The organism is Klenkia marina, from assembly GCF_900101025.1.
Taxonomy (GTDB): Bacteria; Actinomycetota; Actinomycetes; order Mycobacteriales; family Geodermatophilaceae; genus Klenkia; species Klenkia marina.
Genome location: NZ_FMUH01000006.1, coordinates 155,454 through 169,414 on the forward strand (window position 1 = coordinate 155,454; position 13,961 = coordinate 169,414).

Sequence of the window (13,961 nt, forward strand, 5' to 3'; positions counted from 1 at the left end):
CTTCGGCGGGGCTCGTCAGGGGCTCGGAGGGGGGATCAGCGGGCGGGCAGGACGGTGCCGGTCACCTCGCCGAGGCCGATGCGGCCGCCGCCGGTGCCGGGGGCCGTGGCGGTGAGGGTCACCGTGTCGCCGTCCTCGAGGAACGAGCGGGTGGAGCCGTCGGCGAGCGTCAGCGGCTCGGCCCCGCCCCAGGACAGCTCGATGAACGAGCCCCGCTGGTCGCGACCTGGGCCCGACACGGTGCCGGAGGCGAAGAGGTCGCCGGTGCGCAGGGTGGCCCCGTTGACCGTCATGTGCGCCAGCTGCTGGGCCGGCGTCCAGTACATCTGCGCGAACGGCGGGCTGCTGACGTGCTCGCCGTTGAGGTGCACCTCGAGGGCGAGGTCCAGGCCCCAGCGCAGGCCGGCGTCGTCGAGGTAGGGCAGGACGGCGGGCTCCCGCGCCGGTGGGTCGACCCGGGCGGCCTCCAGCGCGGCCAGCGGCACCACCCACGGCGACACCGAGGTCAGGAACGACTTGCCCAGGAACGGGCCCAGCGGCACGTACTCCCAGGCCTGCAGGTCGCGGGAGGACCAGTCGTTGACCAGGCAGACCCCGAACACGTGCTCGGCGAACGCGTCGACGGTGACCGGGCCGTCGGAGGGCACGCCGACGACGAACCCGACCTCGGCCTCGATGTCCAGCCGCCGGCTGGGCCCGAAGGTGGGCAGGTCGTCCGCCGGCGCCTTCCGCTGCCCGCTCGGCCGGACGACGTCGGTGCCCGAGACGGCCACGGTGCCGGCGCGGCCGTGGTACCCGATCGGCAGGTGCTTCCAGTTCGGGGTCAGCGGCGGGGAGTCGGGCCGGAACATGCACCCGATGTTCTCCGCGTGGTGCTGGGAGCTGTAGAAGTCGACGTAGTCGGCCACGGTGAACGGCAGGTGCATCGTGACGGCGTCCCGGGGGAGCAGGTGCGGCTCGACCGCCGCGGCGTCCTCGGTCACCCACCGCACGAGCTGCGCCCGGACGGCGGCCCACGCCTGCGGCCCCCGGGCGAGGAAGGCGTCGAGGCTGCCCGTGGCGTGCACGCCGTCGCCGGTGGCCGCGGCCAGGTCGAGCACGTGGTCGCCGATCGCCACCCCCGTGCGCGGTGTGCTGCCCGGGGTGGAGAACACCCCGTACGGCAGGTTGTCGGCGCCGAAGAGCGTGCCCTCGGGCAGGTCGAGCGGGTTCATGCGGGGATCCGATCGGGTGCGGGGAGGAGGCCGAGGGCGCGCAGGTCGCCGGCGGGCTCGGTGACGCTGCAGGTGCCGAAGGAGGTGAAGGCGGCGCGGGCGCGGGGGAGGTCGGCGGCACGCAGCCCCGCGACCACCCGCTCGGCGTCGTGCTCGCGCAGCCACGCCTCGGGGTCGCCGCCGGTGGCCGCGGCGTGCGCGGCCAGCAGCACGGTGAGGAACCCGTGGTGGGCGAAGCCGGTGGCCGGGTCGGTGTGCGGCAGGGCGGCGTGCAGGCCGGCGGTGCACTTGAACGGCACGCCGCGCTGCGCGCAGGCGGTGATGGTGCCGGCCAGCTCCGCCGCCGACGGGAAGAGGTCGGCGCGCAGGCCGCCGGTGCGCAGCTTGGCCCGCGTGCCCGTCGCGGCGAGGGCGTCCAGGAGGTCGTCGCGCGCCGCCGTCCGGGGCAGCTCGACGAACACGGGGACGTCGGCCGGCACCCCGTCGAGGGCTCGCTCGGGGTCCGGGTGTCGGGCGCCCCGGGCCGTACGGCCCCACTGGGCGGCCTCGGTCACCCCGGGCACCTCGACGGCGGCCAGGCGCAGGCCGGCGACGGCGGCGACGCGGGAGACCGCGGCCGGCACGTCGGGCTGCGCGGCGATCACCGAGACGGCGAGCCTGCCGCCCCCGAGCCTGCCGCCCCCGAGCCCGCCGTCCCCGAGCCCGTCGTCCCCGAGCCCGTCGTCCTGCAGGACGTGGGCCAGCTCGTCGAGGCGGGCGGTGGGCACCACGAACGGCCCGACCAGGTCCCCGAGCTCGGCGACCAGCCGGGCGTGCGCCGGCACCGCCACCGCCATCGGGGCGTCGCCGGGCGGGAACACCGCCGCGTCGTCGAGGAACCCCGCGAACGTCACGACGCGGGCCCGCGGCCCGACCAGGTCCAGGCGTAGTGCCCGTCGTCGGAGGCGGTGCCGGCCTCGCCGAGCGACAACGGCCGGAAGGTGTCGACCATGACCGCGAGCTCGTCGAAGAACTCGGCACCCAGCGAGCCCTCGATGGCCGAGGGCTGCGGGCCGTGGCTGTGCCCGCCGGGGTGCAACGAGATCGAGCCCTTGCCGATGCCCGAGCCCTTGCGCGCCTCGTAGTCGCCGTCGACGTAGAACATGACCTCGTCGCTGTCGACGTTCGAGTGGTAGTAGGGCACCGGGATCGCCAGCGGGTGGTAGTCGACCTTGCGCGGCACGAAGTTGCAGATCACGAAGCCCCCGCCCTCGAACACCTGGTGCACCGGCGGTGGCTGGTGCACCCGCCCGGTGATCGGTTCGAAGTCGCTGATGTTGAACGCGTAGGGGTAGAGGCAGCCGTCCCAGCCGACCACGTCGAACGGGTGCTCGGGCACCACGTGCACCGTGCCGGCCAGCCCGCCGGGCCCGTCGCCGCGGTGCTTGACGTACACCTCGACGTCGGTGCCCTCGACGACCAGCGGCTCGGTGGGTCCGCGCAGGTCGCGCTCGCAGTAGGGCGCGTGCTCGAGCAGCTGCCCGTACTTCGACAGGTACCGCTTCGGCGGGGCGATGTGGCTGTTCGCCTCGACCGCGTAGGTGCGCAGTTCGCCGTCGGGCACCCAGCGGTGCGTGGTCGCCCGGGGGATCACGACGTAGTCGCCGGTGCCGACGGTCAGCGCGCCGAACACGGTCTCGACCACGGCCGAGCCCCGCTCGACGTAGACGCACTCGTCGCCGGTGGCGTTGCGGTAGTACGGGCTCGGCGACGAGGCGACCGAGTAGTGGATGCGGACGTCGGCGTTGCCGAGCACCAGCCGCCGGCCGAGCACCGGGTCGGCGTCGGTGGCGAAGGCGAGGTCGTGCAGCTTCAGGTGCCGGGGGAGCAGCGGGGCGTTCGGGGTGAGCGCCTGATCGGGCAGCTCCCAGGTGCGGGCGTCGACGAGCGAGCTGGGGACGCCGGAGTGGTACAGCAGCGAGGAGTCGGACGAGAAGCCCTCCTCGCCCATCAGCTCCTCGCGGTACAGCGCGCCCTCGGGGGTGCGGTGCTGCGTGTGCCGCTTGGGCGGGACGCTGCCCACCTGCCGGTAGAACGCCATCTAGGAGAACTCCAATCGGGTGGTGGCCGACCTCGCTGCAGGGGCCCGGCCCGAGCCTGCGAGGGCGGGGGTGCAGTGGGGTCCTTCTGCCACGGCGGGGGTCACGATGCGGGCGAGGGCGGCCGGCAGGTCGGCCGGGTCGGTGAGGACGGCGGCGACGTGGGCGTCCGGGCGCAGCAGCCACAGCTCGTCGGGGCGTGCCCCCAGCGCCGTGGCCAGCAGACCGCCGGCGTCCAGGTCGTCGATGCGGTGCAGCGCGACGCCGTCGGTCCGGGGCAGGTCGACGTCCCGACCCACCAGCACCGTCAGGCCCTCCCGGGCCAGCTGGCGCAGCCGGGTCAGCTCGGGCCGACCGGCGACCACCACCGGGACGTCGGGGGCCAGCACACCGGGCGCGGGCTCGGGGACGTCGCCGCGCGCGGGCCGGCCGGCGAACGGTCGCCGCGGGTCGGGGGTGGTGAGCGGGGAGTCGACGTACCAGAACGGCTCGGCCAGCCGGCCGCTGTCGACCTGGGCGCGGGCCGCCGGGTCGGTGCCGGCGCGCTCGAGGACCTCGAGCCGGTGCGCGGCCTCCTCGGGGCTGCCGGGCACCAGGAACCGCATCGTGGCGCCGGTGACGTCGAGGTTCTCCACCGCTGCGGCGTGCCGCTCGGCCGAGTAGCTCTCCAGCAGTTCGTCGCCGGCCAGCCCGCGCCGCACGAAGGCGATCTTCCAGGCGGCGTTCTCGGCGTCCAGCACCCCGGAGTTCAGCCCGCGGGCGCCGAACGGCGAGACCAGGTGCGCGGCATCGCCGGCGACCAGCACCCGGCCCACGCGCATGCGGTCCACTACCCGGGAGTGGAACCGGTAGACCGACTTCCAGACCACTTCGTAGGGCCGGTCGCCGACGACCATCCGGATGCGGGCGTCCAGACCGCCGGAGGCCTCCTCGGCGTCGAGGTCGAAACTGGGCGGCACCTGCCAGTCGATGCGGAAGGTGGAGTCGGGGCAGGGGTGGATGAGCACCTGCCGGCCGGGGTTCCACTGCGGGTCGAAGTAGAACCTGCGCTCGGTCTCCCACCCGGGGAGCTCGGTGCGGATGTCGCAGATGAGGAACTGGTCGCCGAAGGTGCGTCCCTCGAACGTCAGGCCCAGCTCCCGGCGCAGCAGCTCGGCCCGGGCGCCCCCGCACACGACGGCGTGGCTGCCGCGGTGCGTGCTGCCGTCGGTGCAGCGCAGGGTGACGCCGTCCTCGTCCTGGTCGATGCCGGTGACCTGCGAGCCCCAGCGCACCTCGACCAGCGGCTGCGCGGCGATCGCGTCGTCCAGCAGCTCCTCGGTGCGGCACTGGCTGACGTTGACGAACGGCGGGAACGGCGAGGCGCCGCGGTCGACGAAGTCGAAGGAGAACAGCTCGTGGTCGCGGTGGAAGGTGCGCGCCGTCGTCCAGGTGACCCCGTGCGGGGCCACCTGCACCCCGACGGAGTCCCACACGTCGAGCACGTCGCGCTGCTGGCAGATCGCCTTGGACCCGACCAGGTCGCGCTCGGACCGGGCGTCGAGGACGACGACCGGCAACCCCCACCGGGCCAGCAGCAGGGCGGTGGTCTGCCCCACCGGCCCCGCGCCGACGACGAGAACCGGTGCGGTCATGACTGCAGCTGGTCCCACACCTGGCGGTCGCGCTCGGCGGTCCAGATGACCGGGCGCTCGACGCCCTCGAACTCGTCCCACAGCCGCGAGACGTCGAAGGGCAGGCAGTGCTCGAAGATCGGCCAGTGCCCGAACTTCGGGGCCAGCGCGGCGTGGGTGGCGTCGAAGGCGTCCTTGAGGGTGCCGCCCGAGCGGTGCGCGGTGCCGACGGTGTCGTGCATCGTGGTGAGGAAGGCGCGGGTCTGCTCGACCGCGGCGTCGACCTCGTCGCGGCCACGGGCGATCGCGCCGCGGCCGCCGATGAGCTGCTGGGCGCCGAAGGCCTTGACCCGGTCGAGCGTGCCGGCCGCCCAGTCGAAGTGGAACGCGTCGCCGGTGTAGAGCGCGGCCTGGCTCTCGACCAGGTCGCCGGCGAAGAGGATCTCGTGCTTCGGGAGCCAGGCCACGATGTCGCCCTCGGTGTGGCCGCGGCCGACGTGCTCGAGCACCAGCTCGCCGCGGTCGCCGCCCAGCTCGATGGTCAACCTGTCGCGGAAGGTCATCGTGGGCCAGGTCAGGCCGGGGATCGACTCGGGCTCCTCGAACAGCCGCGGCATGCGGCCGTACTCGCTCTCCCAGTCCTGCTGGCCGCGCTCGGCGATGAGCCCCTTCGTCTGCTCGCTGCTCACGATGATCTCCGCGTCGAACGCGGAGGCCCCGAGCACCCGGACGGCGTGGTAGTGGCTGAGCACCAGGTAGCGCACCGGCTTGTCGGTGTGCTCGCGGAGCTTGGCCAGCCAGCGGCGGGCGGCGACCGGGGTGGCCAGCGCCTCGAAGCAGACCAGGAAGTCCTCGCCCTCGACCGCGCCGAGGTTGGGGTCGCCCTCGGCGGTCAGCGCGTAGACGCCGTCGGCGAGGACCTCGAGGGTCTGCTCCTTCGCGCCGAGGTCGGCCGACGATGCGAACGGCTTGGCCACAGTGCCTCCATGCTCGTAATGCGAGCAACGCGCTCGCCTGTCGAGCACGACCGTAGCTGGTGGGTGAGCCGGGCCACAACCCTCAGTCGGCGCGCTCGTGCAGCAGCGGGGCGATGCGCAGCGGCACCACCTCGACGAGCGCGATCGAGGTGCTGGCCCGCTCGACGCCCGGGGCGGCGAGCACCAGCTCGGTGATCCGGTAGAGGTCGGCGGTGTCGACGGCGACCACCCGGGCCAGCAGGTCGGCGTCACCGGTGGTGGCCAGCACCTCGACCACCTCGGGGATCGCGGCCAGGGCTGCCGCGGTCCCGGCCTGGGCGTCGCGCTGGGTCACCGACAGCGTCATGAACGCCAGCAGGGGGCGGCCGAGCGCGCCTGCGTCGACCCGGCGACTGTGCGCCTGCAGGGTGCCGTCGTCCTCCAGGCGGCGCAGCCGGGCGTGCACGGTGTTGCGGGCCAGGCCCAGCCGGGTGGCCAGCGCCATGGTCGAGGCCTGGGGGTCGTCGTCGAGGGCCAGCAGGATGCGGGCGTCGGTGGCGTCGAGGGTGTGCACGGTGCGCAGCTCGCTCCCTGGTCGGCGGGTCCACGGTGGGCAGATCGCTCATCGTGTCGCACGATGGTTGCGCAGATGGTCGGCGGCGTCGACCGTTCTCCTCATGACTGCCCTGGACGAGCGACCCGCTGCCGGTTCCACGCCGACCACCACGGTCTCCGTGGCCGGCTACCTCGCGACCCGGCTGCGGCAGCTGGGCGTGGACCACCTGTTCGGCGTCCCGGGCGACTTCAACCTCGACCTGCTCGACGGGCTCGCCGACGGTGGCCCCGCCTGGGTGGGCTCGCCCAACGAGCTCGGCGCCGGGTACGCCGCCGACGCCTACGCCCGGGTGCGTGGCCTGGGCGTCGTCGTCACCACCTACGGCGTCGGTGAGCTGTCGGTCATCAACGCCCTCGCCGGCGCCTACGCCGAGGACGTGCCGCTCGTCCAGGTCGTCGGCGCCCCGCGCCGGGCGGCCGTGCAGGCCGGTGCCCTGGTGCACCACACGCTGGCCGACGGCGAGTTCGAGCACTTCTCCCGCGCCGCCGCCGAGGTCACCATGGCCGCCGAGACCCTCACCGCCGACCGCGCCGCCGAGCAGATCGACGCCGTGCTGCTGGCCGCCGTCACGCACCGGAAGCCGGGCTACCTCGCCGTCCCGCAGGACCTCGCGCTCGCCGAGATCGACGCCGCACCGCTGGCCCAGCGGCTGGTGCCGGTCTCCGACCCGGCCGCGCTGGCCGTCTTCGAGGAGCAGCTGACCGCGACGCTGGCCCAGGCGCAGCGTCCGGTGCTGCTGGTCGGCCAGCTGGTGCCGCGCTTCGGCCTGGCCGCCGAGCTGGCCGACCTCGCCGCGCGGCACGGCGTCGCCGTGGTCACCCAGGTGTCGGCCCGCGGCGTGCTCGACGCCGACCACCCCTGCTCCGCCGGGGACTACGCCGGCACGATGCTCGGCGGCCCGGCGATCGACGTGGTGGCCGGCGCCGACGTCGTGGTCCACGTGGGCACCGTGCTCACCGCCGAGCTGACCGGCTTCGGCTCGCACCGCCGCCCCGACGCCGGCACCCCGTTCCTGGCCGCGGCCACCGCCGGGTTCGGCGACGAGCCCGGCGGTCGGGTGCTGCTCCCCGACGCGCTCGCGGCGCTGGACCGCGCGCTCGCCGGCCGGGTGGGCCCGCGGTTCGTCCGCCCCGCCGCGTCCACCCCCGCCCCTGTGCCGACGACGGACGGCGAGCTCACCCAGGCGCAGCTGTGGCACGCCCTCGCCGAGCAGCTGCCCGCCGGCACGGCGCTGCTGGCCGACACCGGCACCGCCTGGTTCGGCGCGCTCGACCTGCCCCTGCCCGCCGGCACCACCCTGTCGGGCCAGCCGATCTGGAGCTCGATCGGCTACGCGCTGCCCGCGGTGCTCGGGCAGGGGATGGCCGACGCCCACCGCCGTCCGGTGCTGGTGATCGGCGACGGCGCGGCGCAGATGACCGTGCAGGAGCTCTCCACCATCGCCGCCCGCGGGCTGACCCCGGTCGTGCTGCTCATCGACAACGCCGGCTACACGATCGAGCGGGCGCTGCAGTCACCGCGTGCGGCCTACAACGACGTGGCCGCCTGGGACTGGGGGATGCTCCTCGCCGGCTTCACCGGGGGCCGGGCCGCCTACGCCGAGGCGACCACCGGTGCCGAGCTGACCGCCGCCCTGGAGGCCGCGTTCGCCGACACCGGGCGGATGCACGTCGTGCGGGCGGTGCTCGACGCCGACGACACCCCGCCGATGATCGACGCCCTCGCCCGCCTGGCCACGGCCGCGAAGGGCTGAGCGTCACGGCTGTGTGACGGCTGCGCGGCGGACCCGCGCACCTCTTCCGCCCGGGGCCGACGACCCGCACACTCCCGTTGCCTGGTGCAACGTCGTGCGAGGAGTGCAGCGAATGGCCGTTCCGGTGGAGTCGACGGGCGGCCTGCGCCGCTCGCTGTCGGTGTGGCAGGCCATCGGCCTGTCCGTGGCGCTCATGGCGCCGTCGATGGCGGCCAACATCAACCCCCAGGCCACGGCCGGCACGGTCGGCCGGGCGGTGCCGCTGGCCTTCCTGCTCGCCGCGGTCGGTGTGCTGCTGGTGGCCTACGGGTTCGTGCGGCTGTGCCAGCACTTCCAGCACGCCGGCTCGGTGTACGCCTTCGTCGGCGCCACCCTCGGCCCGCGCGCCGGGCTGTTCTCCGGCTTCGGGTTGCTGGGCACCTACTGCTTCTACGGCGTGGTCACCGCCTCGGCCACCGGCATCTTCGGGACGGCGTTCCTGCAGGAGGTCGGCATCTGGCCGAACCCGCCGGCGTGGGGACCCTTCGTGCTGGTCGCCCTGGCGCTGGTGTGCGCCTTCCTGCTCACCGTCGTCCCGGCCAAGCGCGGCACCAGCGTGCTGCTCACGGTCGAGGGCGTCACCGTGGCACTGATCCTGGTGATCGTGGCCGTCGTGCTGGTCCGGCTGCTCGGCGGCTCCACGCCGGACGAGGGGACCTTCGGCGGCGGGTCGTTCACCTTCGACGTCTTCACCGTCGCGCCGGGCACCGACCTCTCGGCGGTGTTCCTGGGCGTGGTGTTCGGGTTCCTGTCCTTCGCCGGGTTCGAGGCCGCGGCGACACTGGGGGAGGAGGCCCGCAACCCGCGCCGGGACATCCCCCGCGCCATCCTCGGGACGGCGCTGTTCGGCGGCGTGTACTTCGTGGTGGTCACCGCGGTCGAGATGATGGCCTTCGGCACCGACGACGCCGGGGTGGCCGCGTTCGCCGCCTCGCCGTCGCTGCTGGGCGACATCGGCACCGCCTACATCGGCTCCTGGATCGGCGACGTCATCACCCTGGGTGCGGCGATCAGCGCCTTCGGCTGCTGCCTGGCCTGCGTGGTCGGCGCCTCGCGGCTGGTCTTCGCCTTCGCCCGCGACACCGCTCCGGCCGGCCGTTCGGCATCGGGCCTGGCCGCGGTCAACGGGGAGGGCGTGCCGGCCCGGGCCGCCCTCGCCTCGGTCGTCGTGATGGGGCTGATCGTGCTGGTGAGCGCGCTGGTGTTCGGCGCCGAGGCCGGCGACACGTTCTTCTGGTCGGGCACGATCGGCACGCTGATCCTGCTCGTGGCCTACGTGCTCACCACGGTCGGGGCGATCCGCCTGGTGTTCGTGCAGCGCCGGATGCCGCACGTGCCGATGTGGCAGGTGGTCGTCCCGGTCGCGGCGCTGGTGGTGCTCGGCTACACGATCGTGCGCAACGTCGTCCCGTACCCGGCCTACGCCGACGGGGCGCCGTTCTGGTTCCCGGTGGTGGCCGGGGTGTGGCTGCTGGCCGGTCTGGTCGTCGTCCTGGCGGTGCCGGCGGTCGCGCGACGGGCCGGCCAGGCGCTGATGGCCGCCGAGCTGGGCGACCGGCAGCCGGTTCGGTAGTCCTCGGGGCACCGGTCGTGCTCTGCGTCGCCTGGGTGCGCAGAGCACGAGCTGCGCCCCGAGGACCTCCGGCGGGCGGGGCGGCAGGGCAGCGGGCAGGGTCGTGCCATGACCGACAGCGACGTCGTCCCGTTCCGCGTCGAGGTGCCGCAGGCGGAGGTCGACGACCTCCGCCTGCGGCTGGCCCGCACCCGCTGGGCCCCCGCCCAGGACCTCGACGGCGAGCGCGGCATCACCCAGGACGAGGTGCGCCGGCTCGTCGAGCACTGGTCCGGCGCGTGGGACTGGCGCGAGCACGAGGCCGCGCTCAACGCCTTCCCCCAGGTCGCGACCACGATCGACGGCACCCGCATCCACGCCGTCCACGTGCGGGCTGCACGTGAGGACGCGCCCGTGGTGGTGCTGCTGCACGGGTGGCCGGGGTCGGTGGTGGAGTTCCTGCGGGTCATCGGTCCGCTGTCGGGGACCGCGCACGTCGTCGTCCCGTCGCTGCCCGGGTACGGGTTCTCCGGGCCGACCCCGACCGGCGGCTGGACGTCGCAGCGCATGGCCGCCGCCGTCGCCGAGCTCATGGCCCGGTTGGGGTACACCCGCTACGTGGCCCACGGCGGGGACTGGGGTTCGCGGGTGGCGCGCGACCTCGCCGTCGTGGACCCCGACCACGTGGCCGGGATCCACGTGACGATGACGAACGGTCTCGAGCCGGCGGACGGCGGTGACGAGCGGGCGGCCGAGCGGGCGCGCCGGTACGCCGAGGAGCTCTCGGGGTACTTCAAGACGCAGGCCACCAAGCCGCTGTCGCTTGCCTACGGGCTCACCGACTCCCCGGTCGGGCAGCTGGCCTGGATCGCCGAGCGGTTCCGCGACTGGACCGACCCGGCGTCCGACGTGCTCGGGCCGCAGCTGCTGGACCTGGTGCTGGCGAACGTGGCGGTCTACTGGTTCACCGGCACGGCGGGGTCGTCGTCCCAGCTGTACTGGGAGCGCCGGGCGCACCCGGGCGACGAGTGGTCGACCACCGTGCCGACGGGGGTGTGCGTGCTGCCGCACGACCTGCGCCTGCCGGTGCGCGCGGCGGTGGAGCCTGCGGTCAACCTGGTGTCGTGGACCGAGCTGCCCCGCGGCGGCCACTTCCCCGGCATCGAGGTCCCCGACCTCCTGGTGGACGAGCTCCGGAGGTTCCTGGCCCAGGTCTGGCCCGGCGCACCGACTGACGGCTGATCGCGCTCGAGGGGACCCGGGGACGACGCAGACGCGCCGCTCTTCGGTCGAGACCCCCGACTGCACGGTTGCGGTGGTCTCCCGGCCACCGGGACCACCGCAGTCGCGCGCTCGGTGCTCAGTCCAGCAGGTAGTGACGCAACGTCGGGCCGAGCCAGGCCTCGGCCCGGTCGCGGGTCATGTCCACCAGGGGTGGCAAGCGCAGCACGTAGCGAGCCATCGCGAAGCCGAGCACGGTGGCGGCGACCAGGGCGGCGCGCTCGGGGGCGCGGTCGTCGGTGACCGCGGCCAGCGCTGGACCCACCTGCCGGGCGAACACCCCCCGCATCGCCTCGGCCGCCACGTCGCTGGTGGCGGCCGCCCGCAGCAGCGCCAGGAACGTGGGGTCGTCCTCCCACACCGCGAAGAAGCGGCCCACCAGGACCTTCGAGAGGTCGCCGGCCCGCACGCCGGTCAGGTCGGGCAGCCCCAGGTCGAGGTCGGCGGCCCGGGTGAACAAGCCCTCCTTGCTGCCGAAGTACCGGATGACCAGCGCGGCGTCGACGCCGACGTCGCCGGCCACCGCGCGGATCGTCGTCCGGTCGTAGCCGTCGGCGGCGAACCGGCGCCGCGCGGCGGCCAGCAGGTGCTGCTGGGTCGCGGCGCCGTCGCGGGGCCGAGCAGGCATGTCATCGCTCGTGGACACGGAGGTGAGGCTAGGTCATCGATCGTTGACACGGAAGCTAGCCTCGGAGTCATCGAGCGATGACACGGAGGCGGGCCATGGACTACGTCGTGGTGGTGGGGGCCGGGCCTACCGGCTGCGCGGTGGCCGCCGAGGTCGCCCGCACGGGCGCGCGGGTGACCCTGCTCGACCGGCACGAGGCACCGAGCCCGCTGTCGCGGGCCTTCGGCGTGCACGCCCGCACCCTCGAGCAGCTCGACAGCCGCGGTCTCGCCGACGAGCTGGTCGCCACCGGCACCCCGGTCGACCGGCTGCAGCTCGTCGGCCGCGCCGGCATCGACCTGTCGCACCTGCCGACCCGCTTCCCCTTCGTGCTCATGACCCCGCAGGTGCACGTCGACCGGCTGCTCGAGCGGTGGGCCCGCGACAGCGGTGTCCAGGTCGAGCGCGGCGTGCGCGTGACCGGCCTCGAGCAGGACGACGACGGCGTCACCGTCACCGCCGGTGACCGCACCTGGCGCGCCCGGTACGCGGTGGGCGCCGACGGCGTGCACAGCACGGTGCGGCAGCTGACCGGGATCGGCTTCCCGGGCCGGTCGGTGCTGCGCTCGGTGGTGCTGGCCGACGTCCGGCTCGACCTGCCGCCCGGTGACCTGCGGGTGGACGTCGACGAGCACGGCTTCGGCTTCCTCGCCCCGTTCGGCGACGGCTGGTTCCGGCTCATCGGCTGGGACCGTCGGCGCCAGCCGGCCACCGACGCTCCGGTGGACGCAGCCGAGGTGGCCGGGCTGCTCGACCGGGTGTTCGGACTGCCGCTGGGCGAGGTCCGGTGGAGCTCGCGGTTCGCCAGCGACGAGCGGCAGGCGCCCACCTACCGCGCCGGGCGGGTGTTCCTGGCCGGCGACGCCGCGCACGTGCACTCACCCGCAGGGGGACAGGGCATGAACACCGGCATCCAGGACGCCTTCGACCTCGGCTGGCGGCTGGCCACCGACGACCTCGACGGCTACGAGCGCGAACGCCACCCGGTCGGTCGCACGGTGCTGCGGTCGAGCGGGCCGACCATCCGGCTGATGACGCTGGGCGGCGTGCGCGGCCGGGTCGCTCGGGCGGTCGCGCTGCGCGGGGTGCTGAGGCTGCCGCCGGTCGCCCGTCGCGGCGCCGGGATCTTCTCCGGCATCGCGATCCGCTACCCGGGACCCGGTCCGGTCGGCACCCGTGCGGCCGGTGTCCCGCTCCGGGGTCCCCGCCTCGCCGAGCGTCAGCGGTCAGCCGGGTTCGTGACCGTCCCCGCCGCCGACCGGACGGACGGCGGCCCGAGCCTCGTCGTCCGCCCCGACGGCTACGTCGCCGCGGTCAGCCGGTGATGCCGGTGAGGCGTTCGGACGCCGTCCACAGGTCCTTCGCGAGCTGGACGTCGGAGGCCGCGCGCGAGCGGCCGACCAGCGTCGGGGCCCCGCGCATCTCCTGGAACCCCGACGGGCCGGCGTAGCTGCCGCCGGGCAGGTCGGCGGTGGCCGCGAAGAGGGTGGGCAGCGCGCCGTCGGCGTCGGACTGGGCGACGAACCGGTTGCTCACCTTCATGACGGCGTCCTTGAGCCGGTTCCCGGTGTGCGACTGCAGGTTGGTGGCGGCGTACCCGGGGTGTGCGGCCATCGAGCGCACGGTCGAGCCGGCGGCGGTGAGCCGGCGCTGCAGTTCCAGGGCGAACAGCAGGTTGGCCAGCTTCGACGCCCCGTAGGCGCCGGTGTCCGAGTAGGGGCGCCGCTCCCAGTTGAGGTCGTCGAGCACGATCGTGCCGCTGCGGTGCAGGCCCGAGGAGACGGTGACGACCCGGTCGGTGACGTGCGGCAGCAGCAGGTTGGTCAGCGCGAAGTGGCCCAGGTGGTTGGTGCCGAACTGCAGCTCGAAGCCGTCGGCGGTGCGCCCGGCCGGCACCATCATGATCCCGGCGTTGTTGACCAGCAGGTCCAGGTCGCCGGTCCACGCGTCGGCGAACTCCCGCACCGAGGAGAGGTCGGCCAGGTCGAGCCGGCGCACCTCGACGTCCCCGCTGATCGAGCTCGCCGCGGCCGAACCGCGGCCCACGTCCCGGACGGCGAGCACGACGTGCGCCCCGGCGGAGGCCAGCGCGCGGGCGGTGGCCAGGCCCAGGCCCGAGTTGGCCCCCGTGACGACGGCCGTGCGGCCGGCCTGGGAAGGGATGTCGGCGGTGCTCCACGGGGTGCTCATGC

Annotated in this window: 12 protein-coding genes; 4 read left to right on the forward strand and 8 right to left on the reverse strand. The window is 74.7% G+C overall.

Translation table 11 applies throughout. From position 1 onward, the window contains the following. Positions 1-35: 35 nt before the first annotated feature. From fahA to BLP29_RS17105, 6 genes are all read right to left on the reverse strand, one after another. A complete protein-coding gene (gene fahA / locus BLP29_RS17080; RefSeq protein WP_092806743.1) occupies positions 36-1,214 on the reverse strand; it encodes a fumarylacetoacetase in 1,179 nt (392 codons plus the stop codon). Then, positions 1,211-2,107 carry a hypothetical protein gene (locus BLP29_RS17085; protein ID WP_207798562.1) on the reverse strand — a complete coding sequence of 299 codons (897 nt, stop codon included), beginning with the start codon at positions 2,105-2,107 and terminating at the stop codon, positions 1,211-1,213. Before BLP29_RS17085 ends, fahA begins: the two co-directional genes overlap by 4 nt. Next, positions 2,104-3,294, reverse strand: coding sequence for a homogentisate 1,2-dioxygenase (locus tag BLP29_RS17090; RefSeq protein ID WP_092806745.1), 1,191 nt, complete (start codon positions 3,292-3,294; stop codon positions 2,104-2,106). The genes BLP29_RS17085 and BLP29_RS17090 overlap by 4 nt, the downstream gene beginning before the upstream one ends. Continuing rightward, positions 3,295-4,926, reverse strand: a complete 1,632-nt coding sequence (locus tag BLP29_RS17095; protein ID WP_092806747.1) for an FAD-dependent monooxygenase — start codon at positions 4,924-4,926, stop codon at positions 3,295-3,297. After that, positions 4,923-5,882 carry an MBL fold metallo-hydrolase gene (locus tag BLP29_RS17100; RefSeq protein WP_092806749.1) on the reverse strand — a complete coding sequence of 320 codons (960 nt, stop codon included), beginning with the start codon at positions 5,880-5,882 and terminating at the stop codon, positions 4,923-4,925. The genes BLP29_RS17095 and BLP29_RS17100 overlap by 4 nt, the downstream gene beginning before the upstream one ends. An 82-nt stretch (positions 5,883-5,964) precedes the next feature. Continuing rightward, on the reverse strand, positions 5,965-6,435 hold the full coding sequence (locus tag BLP29_RS17105; RefSeq protein WP_207798563.1) for an Lrp/AsnC family transcriptional regulator: 471 nt from the start codon (positions 6,433-6,435) through the stop codon (positions 5,965-5,967). Positions 6,436-6,538: 103 nt separating this feature from the next. Between BLP29_RS17105 and BLP29_RS17110 the strand changes: the two genes are divergently transcribed. The 3 genes from BLP29_RS17110 (at position 6,539) to BLP29_RS17120 (ending at position 11,063) form a co-directional block, all read left to right on the forward strand. Further along, positions 6,539-8,230 (forward strand): thiamine pyrophosphate-binding protein, encoded by a 1,692-nt coding sequence (locus BLP29_RS17110; RefSeq protein ID WP_165839423.1) that lies wholly within the window; start codon positions 6,539-6,541, stop codon positions 8,228-8,230. A 112-nt stretch (positions 8,231-8,342) separates the two neighbouring features. Continuing rightward, a complete protein-coding gene (locus tag BLP29_RS17115; RefSeq protein ID WP_207798564.1) occupies positions 8,343-9,842 on the forward strand; it encodes an APC family permease in 1,500 nt (499 codons plus the stop codon). A 108-nt stretch (positions 9,843-9,950) separates the two neighbouring features. Beyond that, on the forward strand, positions 9,951-11,063 hold the full coding sequence (locus tag BLP29_RS17120) for an epoxide hydrolase family protein (protein ID WP_092806757.1): 1,113 nt from the start codon (positions 9,951-9,953) through the stop codon (positions 11,061-11,063). Positions 11,064-11,181: 118 nt separating this feature from the next. Here BLP29_RS17120 and BLP29_RS17125 read toward each other — a convergent pair whose 3' ends face one another. Then, positions 11,182-11,748: a TetR/AcrR family transcriptional regulator gene (locus BLP29_RS17125; RefSeq protein ID WP_243470052.1), complete on the reverse strand. Its 567-nt coding sequence runs from the start codon at positions 11,746-11,748 to the stop codon at positions 11,182-11,184. A gap of 77 nt (positions 11,749-11,825) precedes the next feature. Here BLP29_RS17125 and BLP29_RS17130 point away from each other — a divergent pair, with 77 nt between their 5' ends. After that, on the forward strand, positions 11,826-13,094 hold the full coding sequence (locus BLP29_RS17130) for an FAD-dependent oxidoreductase (protein WP_165839424.1): 1,269 nt from the start codon (positions 11,826-11,828) through the stop codon (positions 13,092-13,094). Here the strand turns inward: BLP29_RS17130 and BLP29_RS17135 are convergent. Further along, positions 13,084-13,959, reverse strand: coding sequence for an oxidoreductase (locus BLP29_RS17135; RefSeq protein ID WP_092806763.1), 876 nt, complete (start codon positions 13,957-13,959; stop codon positions 13,084-13,086). The two genes, BLP29_RS17130 and BLP29_RS17135, sit on opposite strands and share 11 nt — an antisense overlap. Positions 13,960-13,961: the final 2 nt, after the last annotated feature.